General features: G+C 56.0%; 11 protein-coding genes. 1 reads left to right on the top strand and 10 read right to left on the bottom strand.

Features of this window, described 5'->3' with window-relative positions:
- Nucleotides 1–5 precede the first annotated feature (5 nt).
- The 10 genes from AALG83_00855 to AALG83_00810 all read right to left on the bottom strand — a co-directional run bounded on the left by AALG83_00855 (nt 6) and on the right by AALG83_00810 (nt 15,657).
- Nucleotides 6–1,508, bottom strand: coding sequence for a phosphomannomutase/phosphoglucomutase (locus AALG83_00855; protein ID MEY8381710.1), 1,503 nt, complete (start codon nt 1,506–1,508; stop codon nt 6–8).
- A 131-nt stretch (nt 1,509–1,639) separates the two neighbouring features.
- Nucleotides 1,640–2,305, bottom strand: a complete 666-nt coding sequence (locus AALG83_00850; protein MEY8381709.1) for a M23 family metallopeptidase — start codon at nt 2,303–2,305, stop codon at nt 1,640–1,642.
- Between the two features lie 226 nt (nt 2,306–2,531).
- Nucleotides 2,532–3,662, bottom strand: coding sequence for a stage II sporulation protein D (gene spoIID / locus AALG83_00845; protein MEY8381708.1), 1,131 nt, complete (start codon nt 3,660–3,662; stop codon nt 2,532–2,534).
- 104 nt (nt 3,663–3,766) lie between these two features.
- Nucleotides 3,767–5,542 (bottom strand): DUF885 domain-containing protein, encoded by a 1,776-nt coding sequence (locus tag AALG83_00840; GenBank protein ID MEY8381707.1) that lies wholly within the window; start codon nt 5,540–5,542, stop codon nt 3,767–3,769.
- Nucleotides 5,543–5,588: 46 nt separating this feature from the next.
- Nucleotides 5,589–6,065, bottom strand: coding sequence for a hypothetical protein (locus AALG83_00835; protein ID MEY8381706.1), 477 nt, complete (start codon nt 6,063–6,065; stop codon nt 5,589–5,591).
- A 366-nt stretch (nt 6,066–6,431) separates the two neighbouring features.
- On the bottom strand, nt 6,432–9,461 hold the full coding sequence (locus AALG83_00830) for an SMC family ATPase (protein ID MEY8381705.1): 3,030 nt from the start codon (nt 9,459–9,461) through the stop codon (nt 6,432–6,434).
- Nucleotides 9,458–10,585 (bottom strand): exonuclease SbcCD subunit D, encoded by a 1,128-nt coding sequence (locus tag AALG83_00825; protein MEY8381704.1) that lies wholly within the window; start codon nt 10,583–10,585, stop codon nt 9,458–9,460. The genes AALG83_00830 and AALG83_00825 overlap by 4 nt, the downstream gene beginning before the upstream one ends.
- Nucleotides 10,586–11,020: 435 nt before the next feature.
- Nucleotides 11,021–11,473 (bottom strand): hypothetical protein, encoded by a 453-nt coding sequence (locus AALG83_00820; GenBank protein ID MEY8381703.1) that lies wholly within the window; start codon nt 11,471–11,473, stop codon nt 11,021–11,023.
- A 16-nt stretch (nt 11,474–11,489) separates the two neighbouring features.
- Complete coding sequence (locus tag AALG83_00815) at nt 11,490–14,564, bottom strand: immune inhibitor A domain-containing protein (GenBank protein MEY8381702.1); 3,075 nt, start codon at nt 14,562–14,564, stop codon at nt 11,490–11,492.
- Between the two features lies 1 nt (nt 14,565).
- Nucleotides 14,566–15,657: a hypothetical protein gene (locus AALG83_00810; protein MEY8381701.1), complete on the bottom strand. Its 1,092-nt coding sequence runs from the start codon at nt 15,655–15,657 to the stop codon at nt 14,566–14,568.
- 244 nt (nt 15,658–15,901) lie between these two features.
- Between AALG83_00810 and AALG83_00805 the strand changes: the two genes are divergently transcribed.
- Nucleotides 15,902–16,330: a hypothetical protein gene (locus AALG83_00805; GenBank protein ID MEY8381700.1), complete on the top strand. Its 429-nt coding sequence runs from the start codon at nt 15,902–15,904 to the stop codon at nt 16,328–16,330.
- The last annotated feature ends 32 nt before the right edge of the window (nt 16,331–16,362 follow it).

Below are 16,362 nucleotides of genomic sequence, written 5' to 3'. Positions count from 1 at the left end.
CCCCCCTATTTCAGAAACGCCTCAATCGGCGCGAGATCCAGCTGCTCATAGCCGCCAATCAGCTCGTAAAGCGCCGCGACGATCTTGCCGAGGCCGCCCTGCTCATCGCTCTCGGCGTTGACCGGGATAATCGGATCGTGCAGGGAGAGGCGAACCAGGAACCAGCCGTTCCCGTCTTCCTTGCCCAGCGAGACGCGGATGCCCTCGTGGTTATCCTCTGCCGGGATGAACCTAGCATCAGCCGCCGTCTTTTTGGTCAACTCTTCGATGATCTGCGCGCCGTATGCCTTGAAATCCTCCGCTTTGATGGACAGGCGGAATTCCACGGCCTCCTGGGGCTCTTCCAGATCTGCGATCAAATCGAAGATATTCTCTCCCTTGGCCGCCATCTGCGCCATTTTGATGATGATCTTGGTGACGAGATATGCACCGTCGTCCAAGAAATAGTTCTCCTTGAGCGCGGCATGGCCGGAGGTCTCGATGCCGATCTGGGTATCCTGCCCTGCCTGATTCAGGCGGATGCTCTCGTTGATGACGTTCTTATAGCCTCTCTTGAAGCGGTGGTGAATGCCGCCGTGTGCCTTGATGAACTTTGCCAGGCCGCTGGAAGTCGTCGAGTCCGTAACGATGGTGGTCCCGGGATGCTCCTCCAGCAGAATCGCGCTGATGAGCGCAATCAGGCGGTTGCGGTTGATGATTCCGCCCTTGGAATCCACCGCGCCTGCCCGGTCTACGTCTGTATCGAAAATGACACCGAGATCTGCGCCCGCATCCAAGACCGCTTTGGAGATGGAGGCCGCCGCCTCTTTATCTTCCGGGTTGGGGATATGGTTGGGGAAGCTGCCGTCCGGCTCCAAAAACTGGCTGCCCGCAGTATCCGCGCCCAGCGGCTTCAGCACTTTTTCCACATAGAAACCGCCGGCGCCGTTGCCCGCGTCCACGACGATTTTCATGCCTTCCAGCGGCTTTTCCTTGCCCGTCCCCTGGCGAATCTTATCCGCGAGGATTTTGGCATAGACCGTCATGAAATCCACCTGCTCATAGCAGCCGCCTTCCGCCTTCTGATACTCCTCTTTTTGCGCAATGGCGATAACCTCTTTGATATCGCTGCTCTCCAGGCCGCCCTCCTGCACAAAGAATTTCAGGCCGTTGCGGTTGAAGGGCAGATGGCTCGCCGTGATCATGATGGCGCCGTCATACCCGAAGCCCTCTGTAATCGTAGACATGAACATAGCCGGCGTGGAGGCAAGGCCCGTATCATAGAGCGCAGCGCCGCAATACTCCGCCGCTTTGCGGACATTTTCCAGAATGCGCGGGCCGCTGATGCGCGAATCCCGGCCGACGCCAACGCGAACCTGCTCTTTGCCCAAGCGCTTTTGCAGCCAGCAAATAAAGCCCGCCGCCAGATGAAAAACAGCCTCGTCCGTCAAATTGACCGGCTGCCCGGCGATTCCCTCGCTGGCAACGCCGCGTATATCACTGCCGTTTTGAAGCTTCGCTAATTCCATGTTATTCCTCCTTAGGTAATCACTGCTTTTATTCTATACCAAATCCGGCTGTTTTGAAAGAACTTTTCTCAATTTCCCTCTGGCGTTTGGCATAAAAAAACGGCAGGCGCCAAAATGCCCTGCCGTTCTTCCTATTTTTCCATCGCGGAAACCGGATCGATAAATTCGCCGTTCTTCTCATATTCAAAGTGCAAATGCACGCCGTCCTTTTGCTCAAAGGGCGGGGTTCCCGCTTTGCCAATCTTCTGGCCGGCGTTGACTTTATCGCCTTCCTTGACGCTCAGTTCTTCCAGCCCGGCATAGATCGTCCGCTGATTGCCCGAATGCTCAATGATGACGACATGGCCCAAAATGTTATCCGCCTCGGCGCGTTTGACCGTCCCGGCCATCGCCGCCTTGACTTCATCATCCTCGGCTGCCGAAATATCGATGCCGTTGTGCGTCGCCCAAAGGTTCATGGTCTCGTTATAGACCAGATCATCGCCGGAAAATGCCCGGGTAATTTCGCCCTTGAGGGGCATCTGCAAATAAACCTTGCCCTGGTTTGCGCTGGTTGCCGCTTTGCTCTCCTGCGGTTTTGCCTGCTCGCTGGCAGAAGCAGAAGGCTGCGCCGGCGAAGGGGCGACGGACGGGCTGGCGCTTTTCATCTGCTCCTCAAGCGTCGGCGACTGTTGTTTCTGGACGCTCTGCCCGCCTTGTTCCTTCGGCGTATCCTTCGAGGAGACTGCCAAATAGCCAATCGTTCCCACAGCCATAATGCATACCGCTACGACAAAATAAATGCCGTGTTTTTTCATAAATGCCATAAATTTGTTCGGTCCCTTATTTTCAAACATAACTGCACCTCCGTTGCTTTCATTTTGCCCCTTATCACAAAAAAAATACCTCCGCAGGTATTTTCCTCTTTTTTATTTTTTGATTTTTGATATAAAGAGCTTCTTTGTTTTTTATTTTCCGCGATCGGCGCCTTTCCTATTCTTTTCTTTAAAAAATAAAAAAAGGAAAAGCGCATTTGCTTTTCCTTTATTCGAGAAAATCCGAAACACTGCCCAGGGCAACTCCCGTATAATAATGCAGCAAGATCTCCCGGTAATTTTTTCCCTCTTTTCCCATGGCGTTCGCCCCCGCTTGGCTCATCCCTACGCCATGCCCATAGCCGACCGTCTCGAACGTCATTTTGTCCGCCCCAAAGCTGATGGAAAAATTGGCCGAGCGCAGGCCGAAGAGCTGCCGCGCCTTGACGCCGGATATTGCCGTCTCTCCGAGCTTTAAGTTTTCCACCCTGCCGCTCTCATAGCGCGAGAGAATGGAAATAGCGGTTTTTGCGTTTTGCGCGGTGATTTTAGCCTCCGGGTACTGCTCGGCGATGAGCGCCGCAGCCTCTGCGTAGGAAAACTCCTTTTTGGTCTGCGCGCCCGCATAATCGCTTTCGCCCGGGCTGGAGACGCTCTGAAGATAGGGCACCTGCCCGCCAAATACATGCTCGGAGGATTCCGTCATCCCGCCGCTGGAGGAAAAATACAGCGCGCTGATGGGCTGCCCATCATAGACGAGAACCTGGCCGGCCGTCTGGGAGACAGCCTGCGCGATTTTTCCATGATAGGTTTCGTAGTCATTGCCCCATTTTTTCTTCATATCCTCTTCCGAGCAATAGGCCTGGCAATGCGTATGGTCCGAGCAGATCTCCGCGCCCTCTATTTTTTTGCAGCCGCCGCCCAGTTTTTTGCGCAGCGTATAGGTGCGCGCGGCAACCGCCTGCGCCTTGAGCGCCTCAAGATCATAGGAGGCTGGCATTTCCGCAGAGACGACGCGCAGGATATATTCCTCCAGCTCCATCTCCTCCAGCCGGCCTTCCACACAGACCTTGAGCATCACAGCCTGGCTTTGCGCCGCATCCGGAGGCTGTTCCTCCGCAGAGACGTCGTTTGATTTGACCACCGCCGAAAGCGGCGCCTGCTCTTTCCTCTTTCCTCCCGTTCCAATGGCAATGCTCAAAAGCAAAAGCAGAATCGCGCCCCATAGAATCGCCTGCTTTGGGGCGATGCTTAGCTTATTTGGCGCAAAGCGCGCCGGTTGACTGCCGCGCGCAGAGTTTACCTGCTGTTTGCCGACCCCAACCCGGTTTGTCCTTCTTCTGTAAGCTCCGTTTCTCATCCGTATCCCTCTTTTTCGTTTTGATACAGCATATGAAAAAGGCGCCCCAGTTATGCGTATTTCAAAAAAAGCACCCGGCTCGGGTGCTTTTTTGTTTGATTCGGCTATGCGGCCGCGCGCTGTTCCTGCTCCAAATACAGTTCCAGCTTTTGATCGAGGAAATCGAAGGAAGGCGCTCCATACCGCAGAATCAGATCGTGGAAGGCAATCTCGTCGAAATTCTCTCCCAGCGCCTGCTCGGCCTTGGCGCGCAGCTTGGCAAACTGCATCTGGCCTCCAAAATAAGGAAGGAAAATGCCGGGATTATTGACGAGCTGATGATAGGCTTCCTCAAAATACTGCTCATCCAGTCCGTAATCCTGCATAAACTCGAGCACTTGCTCCCTGCTCCAGCCCTCATAGTGAATCCCAATATCGGCCAAAACCGTCATATAGCCGGCGCAAAGCGCGTTTGAGCAGTAGAGATCCGCCAGATCCTCATCCACTCCGGCATAGCGCGCCGCCAGGCTCTCGATATATTTCGCATAGCCCTCGGTATATCCGCTGAGCGTCGCCACCTGCCGCAGAGGCTGATCCGCCAGATTTTTGCGCATATAGGCGTATTGGTAGAGATGCCCCGGGAATCCCTCGTGCGCGACGGTCATGAACGTCTCCAAAGAAGAGATAGCGGAGGATGTGCTCGTGGTATTCACCTTGATGAGCTCCGGCTCTCCTCCGTCCAGGGATGGGATGTTAAAATATGCGCCAATGGTCTCCACGGCCAGCGCCGGCGCAATGGTCTCCACCGTGTAGTCTACCTTGCCGACGCTCGGGAAATGCTCTGCGATCCTCTGCTCCAAATCCTCCAGCATTTTGGCAAAATCGGTATAGGATGTGGATAATTCCAGGCCAGTTTCCAGATACCGCTCTGCCACGCCCTCTTTGCTCAAAACCGCATAGAGCTCTCCCATCTGTGCCTCCAGGGCCTCCTCCATCTGCGCCGTGAACTCCTTGGCAGAGGTTTTCGTCCCGACGTTATACTGCAAAAGCGCCTCGTAATACTGCTTTCCATTGGGCATTTCCGCCAGGGATTTGAACCCGGCGCCCTGCGCCTTCAGCTCTCTGGCGGCATCGGCGATATCCTGATAAGCCGGCAGGAAAGAGGAGAGGAACGCCTCCTTCAGCTGGCGCAGATACTCCTGTTCCTGCCCGTCATCCAGCTCCATGGCCCGAATGCTTTCCTGCATGCTAGCCAGCACGGCGCTCTGCTCGCCCTCCTGCACGATGCCTTCGCAGTATTCGATCACGGCATCGCAGTCCATGCAGAGCGTTCCCTTTTCCTGCTGCTGCTTTGCGAAGGCGATTTGTCCGCCCATATAATCGCGGGTATCCCAAATCAGCGTGATGAGATCCGCAATATCCCGCTCGCTGTAAAAGCGGTAATCGGCAAACATCGTCGGAAGCTGGGTGTATTCCCCAATCTCCGAGAAGGTGCTTCCCAAATAGTCGAACTTTTTCTGCGCAAGCAACTGCTGCGCCTCCAGATAGAACAGGTAAATATCATAGGTATCCTGCTGATTTGGCGTCAGCTTGGCTCTGGGGAAGGATTTCAGCTTCTTGATGCTCCCCTTCAGCTCTTCCCGCGCGGCCTCTCTGGATTGCAGGATATCCCGCTCCCCCAGGCTGACCGGAACTTTTTCCCGATCGATGCCATACGTCTGCGGATCAAACGCCAGAATATGCATGGAAAGATAATCCGATTCCAGAGCGCTCCTCAGCTCTTCCGCTAAAAAAGCGTCAAACTGCGCCTGCACCTGCTCGGGCTTCGCCGCGCATCCTGCCGCCGCAAATGCCAAAAGCAAAGAAAGCAAAAGCGCTGTTGTTCTTCTCAGTGTTTTCAATTTCATGACTCCTTTTCATTCATCCTAACAGATTGCTAGTAACCCTTTATTCCTGCCGCTCTATCTGCGCGCGGTGCTGCAAGTGAATCCCGATATGCCCCACGCCCAGCAGAAGGCTGGCGAGCATCATCCAAAGATTTTTGCCGTAAACCCCCAGCAGAAAGAAGGCCAGCACGGGCAGCGTTGCCCCGGCAACCGGGATTCCCAGAAAACTGCGGTAAAAATCCCGCAGTGTCCTTTCGCTTCTGAAATACCTAGTCCACCAGGCCTCATAAAGCACCATCAGCAAAAAAGAGAGGAGCAGAAAACAGCTCCAATAGGACCAGCCTTTCAGATTGAAATCCGAAAAAACCAGCGCCGCACTGCATACGCAAACCTCGCCTGCTCTCTCGCAAAAAACCAGCAGGCGGTTTTCCCCTGCGGAGGAATACCCCTGCGGCTTATGCCCAGCCCAAATCAGATTGGGCAGAAAAAGCATGAGCAGATAGATTAGGCCGATATAGGAAAACCCAAAATGCCCCAGCATCAAAACCTCCGTCGGTTCAGCAGTTTCCCGGCAAATTTGCCAGCCCCGCATTTCTTCTCTTATCATAATACAACTTTGGCAAATAGAAAAGTCCACAAAATCGTTTTTGGCTTATCACAGCGCCGAATAAAAAAAGAGCAGGCAAGCCTGCTCTTTTGGGGAGGGAGTATCGCCCGGGGAGGGGCAATACAGACTATTTTCATCGCACCGCTATGGTGCCGCGATGCCATTCGTAATACCGTCATCACCCGGTAATTATTACGAATTTATGACTTTTAGTTTAAATTTAATATATGTCTTATTCATGTCTAAAATATGAATAAATTATGAATATCTCTTTTTGTCGATTTTTTGTATTTTCGTTTAAGCCAGAACGCGCAGACTGCTTCCCCGCTCACCTTTCTTCACCTGAACAGCACAGGCGATGGTATCGGAAAGCGCCGCCACATGCGAGATAATGCCGACCAGCCGCCTGGAGCTTTTGACCGAGAGCAGCATATCCAGCGCTTCGCCAATGGAGGCGCTGTCCAGCGTGCCAAAGCCCTCATCGATAAACATGGCTTCTATCTCCACCTTGCCCGTCTGGCGCTGCAAAAACACGGAAAGCCCCAGGCAGAGCGCCAGGGAGAGCAGAAATTTCTCGCCGCCGGAAAGGCTCTGCACGCTCCGGTTTTCGCCGGAGAGCGCATCCAGCACTTCAAAATTCAGCCCAGCTTTGCGCTTTTGCCCCACAGCCTCCCGGGTGCGCAGCAGGCGGTATCTTCCCCCGTGCACGCCTTCCAGCAAACGATTGGCCTCCTTGGTCACGGCAGAGAGCAGGATCCCCATGACAAACCTGCCGATTCCGATGCCCTTGTTGCCCCGCAGGGTTGCCGAGAAGTTTTGCAGCATATCCGCTTCGGGGGCTTTTTTCTGTAAAAGTGCATCTGCGTTTTGCGCCTCCCTCAGCACGCCCTCCAGCGCGCGCAGGCGCTCCCGCTGTTCTGCGCATTTTTCCCGCAGCTGCCCGGCCTCTTCCTCTGCCTGCCTGCTCTGCTGTACAATTTGTTCCAGCTCAGGGCGCTTCTGCCCCGCCAGCAACCCGCCGAGCACTCCCTCCTCCCGCTCGGCCGCCTGCATTCTTGCGGCATAGTCCTCTATTTGCCGCCGGCACCACGCAGTGCTCTCTTCCGAAAGCTGTGCCGCCCGAAAAGCCTGCTCATCTGCGAATCCCTGGGCAGAGAGCGCCTCCTGCAGGCTCTTCTTTGCCAAAGAGTGCGCCGCCTGCGCCTTCTCCTGCTCCTCCGCGGCAGAATCGTGCCGGGCTTTTGCGACGGCCAGCTCCTGCTGTGCGCGCTCCTTCCATCCTTGTGCCCGCTCTATGGCCTGCTGCAGCTGCGCAATCTCCTCCTGTTTCTCTTTGCGCTGAGTTTCCAGCTCGGCCGGCTGTATTTCCAAAACAAAGCTCTCGCGCATTGCCTGAATGCGGGCTTTGCTGCTCACGAGCTGTTCCCTCCGCTGCCGCTCGAGCTCTTCCGCTTTGCTTAGACCCTCTTGCTGTGCCGCCGCCTGTCTTTCCAGCTCTGCCCTTCTCTGCCGCGCCTCTTTTAAACTCTGCGCCGCCTGTTTGGCCGCCCGGTATGCTTCCCGCGCCTGTGCAAGCTCCTCCGCCTGCCAGCTTTCCGTCTCCAAGCCAAGCCGCTCTTCCAGCTCCTGCCTGCGCTCCTCCAGAGAACGGCTCTGCTCCTCCAAGGCCGCCTGTTCGCGCCTGCATTCCTCCAGCGCCTCCTGCACTGCTTTTTGCTGTTTCTGGCAGGCGCTCAGCTGTTCTCTGCTCACCTGCTCCATCTCGCCCATATCCGCCGGGCGCTCAAAGACGCCGCCGCAAACCGGGCAGGTGTCCCCCTGATGCAGCCCCCTGGCCACCAGCTGTGCCGCATTGCCAAGATAGCTCTCATATGCTCTCTCGTATGCTTGTTCGCAGCGCTTTGCCTGGTCTGCACGCTTTTGCTCCAATTCTTTTAGCTGTGTCAGCCTCTGCCCGGCCTGTTCCAGCCTTTGGCAGATCTCCTCCCAGCGGCTTCTCTCCTTCAGCTGGTTTTCCAGCCGCGCGGTTTGGGCGCTCCAGTGCCCCTCGGTCTGCGCGGTTTCCTCCAGCTGGGCGATCTCTTCGCGCAAGGCAAGCTGGCTTTGGGCATTTTCCTGCATCGCCTGACGGGTGCGCTCGGTTTCCCGGTTTGCGCTCGTCCAATCTTCCCGCAGTTTTAAAAACAGCTGTTTTTCCTGCAAAAGAGCTTTTGCCTGATCCGCCTGCTGTTCTAGCTGCGCGCTCTCCTGCCGCAGTTCTTCCAAAACTGCCTGCTGCCCTTTGCTCTTCTCATACTCCGCCATAGCCTGCGCATACTGCCGCTTTTGGCTGTCCATCTGCTCTTCCGCCAGCGTCAAACTGCGGCTGCGCTCCTCTGCCTCGCGCCCGGCAGAAGCACACACCTCAGAAACAGGCAAAACACGCTGGGCCTGCTCTGCTCTTTCCAGCTTGGCGCGCAGGCGGCAGATCTCCTCCGCCTGCCCGTCAAGAGCTGCCCTCTCTTCCGTCAGCTTGTCCATCCGGGCAAACTGTTCCTCCAGCCGCCTTGCCTGCGCCGCCCGGGTCTGGGCCTGCTCCAATGCCTGCGCCGCCTGCCCCGAAAGCTCCTGCAGTTTTTCGAGCTCCTGCGCCTCCGTTTCCCGCCGTTCTTCCAGCGCGGCAACGCTGCCTGCGCCTGCGCTTTGCAAAACTGCATCCCGCCGGCTGCGCAAATCTCTGGCCTGCGCCAGCATCTCGCCCGCCTGCTGATTCAGCCACTCCGCGGCCTGCGTCCAAATCTCTGCGCCAAACAACGTGCGCAGAATTTTTTCTTTCTCCTCCGTATCCGCCGTCAGCAGGCGTTCAAACTGCCCCTGGGGCAGGAGAATAATCTGCCGGAACTGATCGTAAGAGAGTCTCAAAAGCGATGCCGCATACTGATCCACCGCTGTCTTTTTCATATTCGCCGCAAACGGAACCAGCGCGCCGTCCTCCCGCAGTTCACCCGCTCTGGCCATCTCCTCAAATCCATCCAGGTCTTTCCTGCGCGTGGGCCGGAGATATCGGTAAAACTGGTAGCGCTTGCCCTTATGCTCAAAGGTAAACTCAGCAAAGGTCTGCGCATCCTTCTTGGCATACTGGCAGCGCATGGAGGCAAAACTGCCCCGCCCACCGCCGCTGCTTCTGCCAAACAGGGCGTAGGTCATGGCATCTAAAATGGCGGTCTTTCCCGCGCCGGTCGGCCCGCTGATGAGGAACAGCCCATCCTGGCGGAAGAGCGTGAAATCGATGCTCTGTTCTTTTTCATACGGCCCAAACGCCGCAAACCGAAGCGAAAGCGGAATCATAACAGCGCTCCTTTCTCTGCCTGCTCCATCGCGCGCAAAAACCACTGCACTTCCTCCTGGCTGGGGTCTCGGCTCTCCTGTTCCTGCAAAAATTCCTGCAAGATCGCCTCTGCCGAAAGCTGCTCCACCTGCTCGGGCGAAAGCGCGGCCTCCTCTCCCGGCGCATAGGCCGAGCTATAAGCCAAAAGCAGATTCGGGTATGCCGATCGGAAGAGTTCATAATCCTCTTTTGCAATGCGCGCGTCTGTAACTTCCAGGCGCAGGTAGTCCTGGCTGGGGTGATCCTCTGCCTGCTTTTTCAGCGCTTCCAGCGTTCCGCGCTCTTCCCGCAGGCAATAGGGCGCCTGGATGGGGATTTCCCCCAAGCTGAGATCTTCTGTATCCAAAACCAAAAAGTGCTTCTGATGATCCTTTTCCGAAAAGGAATAGGGCAGCGGCGTCCCGGAATAATAGGCATTTTTGCCCACTTTTTGCGGCGCATGCAGATGCCCCAGGGCGACATAGTCAAACGCTTCCATGCTCTGCGCCCCAACCACCGCCGCTCCGCCGATGACGGCTGTCCTGTCGCTTCCTGCCGTCACCCCGCCGCGCACGAACAGGTGCGCCAGCAAAATATTGCGCTCCTCCGGAACGGGAGCCGGCATCCAGTCGGCCAGCAGAATTTGGAGCGCCTCCTGCATATCCCGGGCGGGTTTGCCCGTCAGGCTGCGCACTTCATCCGGGTTAAAATAGGGCAGCAAAAAGAAGTTGACCGCTTCTCCCCTCTGTTCCAGCCGAATATGGCGCGGGCCCTCCCGCAGGCGCCCGGCAACATACAGCCCTGCCTGCTCCAGCAGTGCACTGCAGGACGCCAGCCGCTCTGCGCCGTCGTGGTTGCCCGCTATGGCAAACACCTTCACGCCCTGCCCGATGCAGAGCCTAGTGGCCAGCTCGTTATACAGCTCGATCACTTCCGCCGCCACCACCGAGCGATCGAACAGATCGCCGCTGATGAGCACAGCATCGATCCGTTCCTGCCGGACGGTTTTTGCCAGCTCTTCTATCAGATAGCGCTGATGCTCCAGTAGGCTTCTGCCCATTAGGCTGATCCCAAGATGAAGATCAGAGGTATGCAGTATTCTCACACGATTCCTCCCTGCCTGCCGATTGGCAAGTGTTTTCTCTTATTATACCATGTCGTCAGCGCGCAACGTGCGCTGGCGGCAGCCGTCAATGAACGCTCGGCCCTTTATGCGTTCATTATACCATGATAAGCGCAAGCGTCAGCTTGCTTCTTCTTTTTGCGTTGCGGCGAAGCGGAGCAACGCCATGGTTCAGTGTTCTCTCAGGCGTCCGAAGCTACGCTTCGGTTAACACCGTGAGATTATTATACCATGATAAAGGCGAACGCAAGCTTGCCTCTTTTTCAGCACAGTGCCATGGTTCCATAACTCCTCAGGCACCCGGGCTTCGCCTCGGCGAACGCCGCGAGGTTGTAATATCGTGAATAAGCGCCTCGGCCTATTTCCTTTCTTCCCGCTGAAAAAAGAGCGAAGAGAACTCTCTCTTCGCTCTTTTTATTAAAGCAGATCGTCCGACCAGCCCACATCTTCTCCATCCTGGGGCTTGGAAGGGGTTGTTGGCGTCTGCGTCGCCCCGCCCCCGCCGGAGTTTCCGCCCGTATTGCCGCTGCCCGACGGGCGGCTGGGGCGCTTAGTTGGCCGCGATGTCGGCTCTTCCACTTTGGGCACGTCGCTTATGATCCAAGCAGAAGGGGTATTTTCAGCTGCAGGGTACTCCCCCCAGCTCGCCCGGGCCGCATAGGGATCGCCCTCCTGCAATTGCGCGACCGTCCCCGCCTGGCTCCATTCGCCGCCGGCAGACCATTCCACATTCCCATCCGCCACGCGGATACGGATTTCCCGCTCCGCCGGCTCCTCTTTTTCCTGATGAAACAGCAGCCAGCCGCTACCCATTCCGGCGGCAAAAAGCATGACGGCCGCCGCGCCGCTCAAAAGTATTGTCTTTTTCATACGCTTTTCCTCCATCCTATCTGGCATCTGTAATGATTTTACGCAAAAACCGATCTTCCGGCGAGCCCACAGCATAATCGTGCCGGGCGATGAGCTGCTGCGCAATCGAATAAATGCTTTTTGCCATGGGCGGCCCATAGATGGTATAGCTCTGCCCGTCTTTCTGCAAAATGATATATCCCCGGAACGCAAACTCCGTTTTATAGCGCTCGGCAGGCAGGCGCACCAGAACCGAAGTAAAGCGCTGCCGCCCCTGAACCGTCTCGAACACACGGTCGTTCACGGCGCCGTTTTGCTTCCAGTAACTGCGCCCAGACGCCACTTTATCGCCGCCCAGCACAAAGGCATATCCCTTGTTGATATTCTCCTGCATCATGACTAGCGTTCCGTATTCCTGCAAACGGAAACCGTTCAGGCCGCCGCCAAGCAAAGCGCCCTTGGTGCTCTCTGAAATCCCTGTTTTAAAGCGGATGCCTGTGTCGCCGGAGATCCGAATGGAAAAACCGTGATACGTCAGCAAATCTTTGAGGGCATCCTGCCTCTGCGCGGTATATTTGCCGCCGGAGAAGGAAAGCAGCCAAACCTGCATGCCCGTAGGAACTCCGCTGGCATTGGTCTCATAATATGTGGCCGTCCTGGCACGCCCATTCGATAGGGTAACTTTGAGCGTACTGCCGCTGCGCTGTGCCTGGTATGCGCGCCCATCTATATAGATTTTGGAATTGCTGGGCGTTCCGGCCAGCGTCAGCGAAACGGTATAGTCATCTTTTGGCTTTGGCGGGTCTACCACGCCGCCGCTGGGAGGATCCAGCTTATGGAAACGAACCAGCAAGTTTTGCGTTCCCTGCGCGACATAAGCCGCATAGCAGACTCCTTTTGCAAAGATCACATCCGAAGCCGAGCTGTCCACAGGCGCCGCGATCGGCTTGCCCACCTGTTTCCATCCGCTGGACGTCCTCTTTTGCAGAGCCATCTGCCGGTTTTTATCGATATGGCTTGCATAGAGATCGTTTCCATAATAGAACATCTGCACTTCCAGCGCCCCGCGCGCAAATGCCGCATCCTCGCTCTTCCACTGTTTCCCATCATAGAGGAACAGCTTATCCACTCCAGCATCGTTTCCCGCAATGAGCGCCAGCTGGGAAGAGTTTGATGCCGCCGCATGGAGCTTGCCAGCGGTAATCCCCGTATCCAAAACCTCACTCCACTTGCCCCCGCTGCACACGGCAACTTTGGTCGTATTCTTGCTGGACATAAAGTCGCTGTAAACCGCGAAGACTTTTCCGTTCCAGCTGCAAAGCGCGGGATTGGTGAGGTAGCTGCCCACCGTAAGGTTTGGCAGCGCAGCCCCGCTCCCCGCAATTTTTTGCAGAGCCAGCGCCTTGGTTCCGCTTTTCACATAGCCCAGATAGAGTGTGCTTTGATGCTCCAGCCACTGCGGCTGCATCGCATAAGTCTCAGAGGAAACCCAAAGCTGCTTCCACGTGCCGTTCGTCAGCCGGTATGCCGCCGGCTTGGAGCCGCTTAGCATAACGCCCAGGTAGAGCGAGCCCTGATACCATTTCAGCGCGGCATCGGGAAGCGCCTCCACCCCGCCCAGCGTCGTAACCTGCGTCCAGTTATTGCCATTCCTGCTTTGCATGAGCCTCAGCTTTCCATCGCTGCCGCAGGAAGCCGCATAAAGTGTGCCATCGTCCCCCATTGCCAGGGAAGCGCCCGCGCCTTTCATGCCGCCCATGGCCTGCCCATACTGCTGCCAGTATTCCTCGCCGCTCGTATCTGCAAACTCCACGTCAAAGATGAGCAGTTCCCCATCTTCCGAATAGTGCGCATTGGAAATCGCAATACCGCTGTTTTTTCCGCCGGGATAATAGAGCGTGTTCTCCGTAAACGGCGCATTCAAATCCGTGCTGCCATAGGAAGTCTCGCCCTTTTCAATATCCAGCGCCGCATTCTCGCTGAGATAGGTTGTGCCGCTCATATCCTCCGCCTTTTCCGGGTCCGTAACATCCGGCCGGAAGACATAGATATAGTTCTCTCCGCGGTAATTGCTGCGGTCTGATATCGATTCATCCACCCGGTACATGAGCAGCCCGCTGCTTGGGATATAGGAATCGAACGTCGCGCCAGCCTGCTTTCTGCGGTATTCCACCACGAAGAACTGGCTGTCGGACTGCGGTGTCTTCAGTTTAAGAGCCGTTGGGTAAGCGCCGCCCCATTTATCTTTCCCGCTGGCGACGCGAATGGTATATGTCCCGGATTTTGTGATTTCCGGAATTTGAATCCAGCCAAGCATCTCCCGGCAATATTCCAGCGGATACTGCAAATAGCAGAGCGTCGAGGCCATGATGCTCCAGCGCCCAACCGGCGATCCGCCGCTGCTGCGATACAGATCCGGCAGCCCCAGCGTGTGCAGGAATTCATGCGTGATGGTCCCCTGCGCGCCCGAAACATTGACGCTGGACGTGAGTGTGCGAATCAGCGTATCTGAATTTAAGAGATTATAGCCGCGCACCAAAACGCCGTCCATTTTCTCATAGCCGCTGTAAACTGTGCTGTGCGGCCAGAAACCGTCGCTCATGCTGGATGCAGAACCCTGGACGATGATCGTCAGGTTATCCAGCACACCCGGTTCCCGGTAATCCAGCTTCTCCCCGCCCAGCGCGATTCTGCCCTCCTGAACCGCCAGGATCACTTCCTGCACCATCGCGCTTTCGTTGCTTTTATAGTAATCCGCATTCTTATCCAGCCGCAGTGCCGCGCAGATGGTTTTTCCATCTTTCTGCGTCTGCTGGGGGAAGATGTTGTTGATGGTAAGCTTCTGGTCAGAAATCGCCTTGATATAGTTTTTAAAGGAGTCGTCCGCCGTATCGTACATGCCCATCACTTTTTCCCAGTGTTCGGCATTTGCGAAAATATCATGGGCGTCGTCCGAGTCGCTGAACCGGATGCAGACCACCAAATTGGCCAGCGTCCCCTGATTTTTTGCCGCTGCTTTGGCCGGGGCTGCCGGCATCAGCGCTGCAAAAAAGCAGGCGCAGAGCAAAAACGCAATACAGCGGATGAGAGCGCCGCGTCTTTTGCCTTTCATTTTACTGCCCCTCCCATGCATTGGCTACCGGCATCCAGAAAATGCTAATGCCATCCTGCGCCGAAGCGCCTTCCGGGATGCGCAGAGACAAATACTTTTCATTGTTTGCATCGTATCCCACGACGACACTGTCCGCCGCTCCCTGCTGCTGCGCCTGCGGATGCCCGCCTTCATCAAAAGCCCCGCTAAACGCTCCGGCGGCGGCATCCTGCCGGTGTTCCCAGCGCGCCGCAACCGTATCTTGGGCGGCCACAGAGAACAGCTGGAAGTTTGCCTGCCCGCTGAAAAGATTGTTTTGCAGAGCCGCGTCAATCCGATAGAATGTTCCCGCAGAAATTTCCAGAACTTCGGCGGATACTGCGCCCTGGTAAGCCCCTTCTCGCACTTCGCCTCTCACCAGCGCAACTGCCTCCGGCGATACCCTGATGCTCGTTTCCTTTCCATCCTGCGTCAGCACCCAAATGCTGGTAACCGGCTTGCCGCCAAAGAGCTCCGCAGCAATGCGAATGCGCGTTCCGTCTTCCTCCGTCTCATAGAAGCGGCCGCCGTTCCCATTCGATGGCATTGCGGCATTCAGCCACTCTGCGCTTTGCAGCAGCCCAATCAGCTCGGGCATGCGTTCTTCTCTGGCGGCGCTGCCTGCCTGCCGCAGGTATGCCTGAAGCTGCTCGCTTTCCTGATCGAATGAAATGGTCATGCTTTGCAGCAGTGAGTAGATCTCCTCACTATTCTCCCGCCGCAGAGAGAGCTCGTAAAGATCCCGCGCCGGCCGGAGCTTTCCCTGGGCCTGATAATATTGCGCCAGCTCCAGCATTTGCGCCAGTTCCAGCTCGCCCCTCCGGCCGAGCGTCTCATACACGGCCAGGACGTGTTCCTGCTCAAAATCGCCGCCAGCCTGATCCAAAAGCAGCTGATAAAGCGCGCTATCCAGTTCCCCGGGGAACTGCGCCTCCGCTTCGAGCACTACTTCATAAGCCTTTTGAGCATCTCCTTCCTCTATTGCCTCATATGCCTGCTGCTGCAGTGTCTCCAGCGTCTGCGCGCTCTTGCATCCAGAGCAGAGAAATGCCAGCAGCAACGTTGCGAGAAGCAAACAAATCCAACGGGGTTTCTGATACATATTGATGACCTCTTTGATACAAATAGTCTGCAATTTGCCGCGGGCAAAAGCACTCCCGCAGTCAAACATTTTTTATCGCTCCTAGTATATCATATGCCCTCCTGCAAACTCAACCCCATCTCTTTTTCCAATCAGCTTCTTCATTTCGCAGCCATCCTTGCACTGCAAACATTCAGGTAGTATGATAAAGGCAAAATATCAGCCAGGAGGTGCAAAGATGCAGAATTTCGGGATGTCCATGCTGTGGTTTTGGATCTGTTATTTTTTGGTAACGCTGGTGGGTGTACTGCACACTATTTTCAATATTTATGTTTTGCATATGAAGCCGATGGACGCGCATGGCATGGGTGAGGGCTATGAGAAGACCAAGCCCTGGCACCCGCTTTATAACATCATCCTGTTCAGCTTGTTCGGCTATCTGTATATGAGCGAGCTTCCCGCGCCGACGCTGGGGCAGGCACTGCTCACAGGCGCAGTCTGGGCGGGCATCTGCATCGTGTTCGACGTGTTTGGCTGGGTCATCATCCGGCATCCCTGGAGCCTGAGTTTCCGGGAATTCTATATCGATTATCAGCCCTATATCAGCCTCATCTATCTTGCCATCTTTTTGGGGCCGGTCATCGGATATTGCCTGCTTCTGCTTTAGCAAAAAAATTCCACCCAAGGGCAGAGCCCGTC

This window comes from Christensenellaceae bacterium 44-20 (assembly GCA_041223705.1).
GTDB lineage: Bacteria > Bacillota > Clostridia > Christensenellales > Christensenellaceae > QANA01.
This window is presented reverse-complemented; position numbering and strand designations above follow the sequence as displayed.

Excerpts from the sequence above, each read along its gene's own strand:
- AALG83_00850 (MEY8381709.1), bottom strand. The coding sequence starts at position 2,305 with ATGAAAAAACACGGCATTTATTTTGTCGTAGCGGTATGCATTATGGCT.
- AALG83_00820 (MEY8381703.1), bottom strand. The coding sequence starts at position 11,473 with ATGAAAAAGACAATACTTTTGAGCGGCGCGGCGGCCGTCATGCTTTTT.
- AALG83_00805 (MEY8381700.1), top strand. The coding sequence starts at position 15,902 with ATGCAGAATTTCGGGATGTCCATGCTGTGGTTTTGGATCTGTTATTTT.
- spoIID (MEY8381708.1), bottom strand. The coding sequence starts at position 3,662 with ATGAGAAACGGAGCTTACAGAAGAAGGACAAACCGGGTTGGGGTCGGC.
- AALG83_00830 (MEY8381705.1), bottom strand. The coding sequence starts at position 9,461 with ATGATTCCGCTTTCGCTTCGGTTTGCGGCGTTTGGGCCGTATGAAAAA.
- AALG83_00855 (MEY8381710.1), bottom strand. The coding sequence starts at position 1,508 with ATGGAATTAGCGAAGCTTCAAAACGGCAGTGATATACGCGGCGTTGCC.
- AALG83_00815 (MEY8381702.1), bottom strand. The coding sequence starts at position 14,564 with ATGAAAGGCAAAAGACGCGGCGCTCTCATCCGCTGTATTGCGTTTTTG.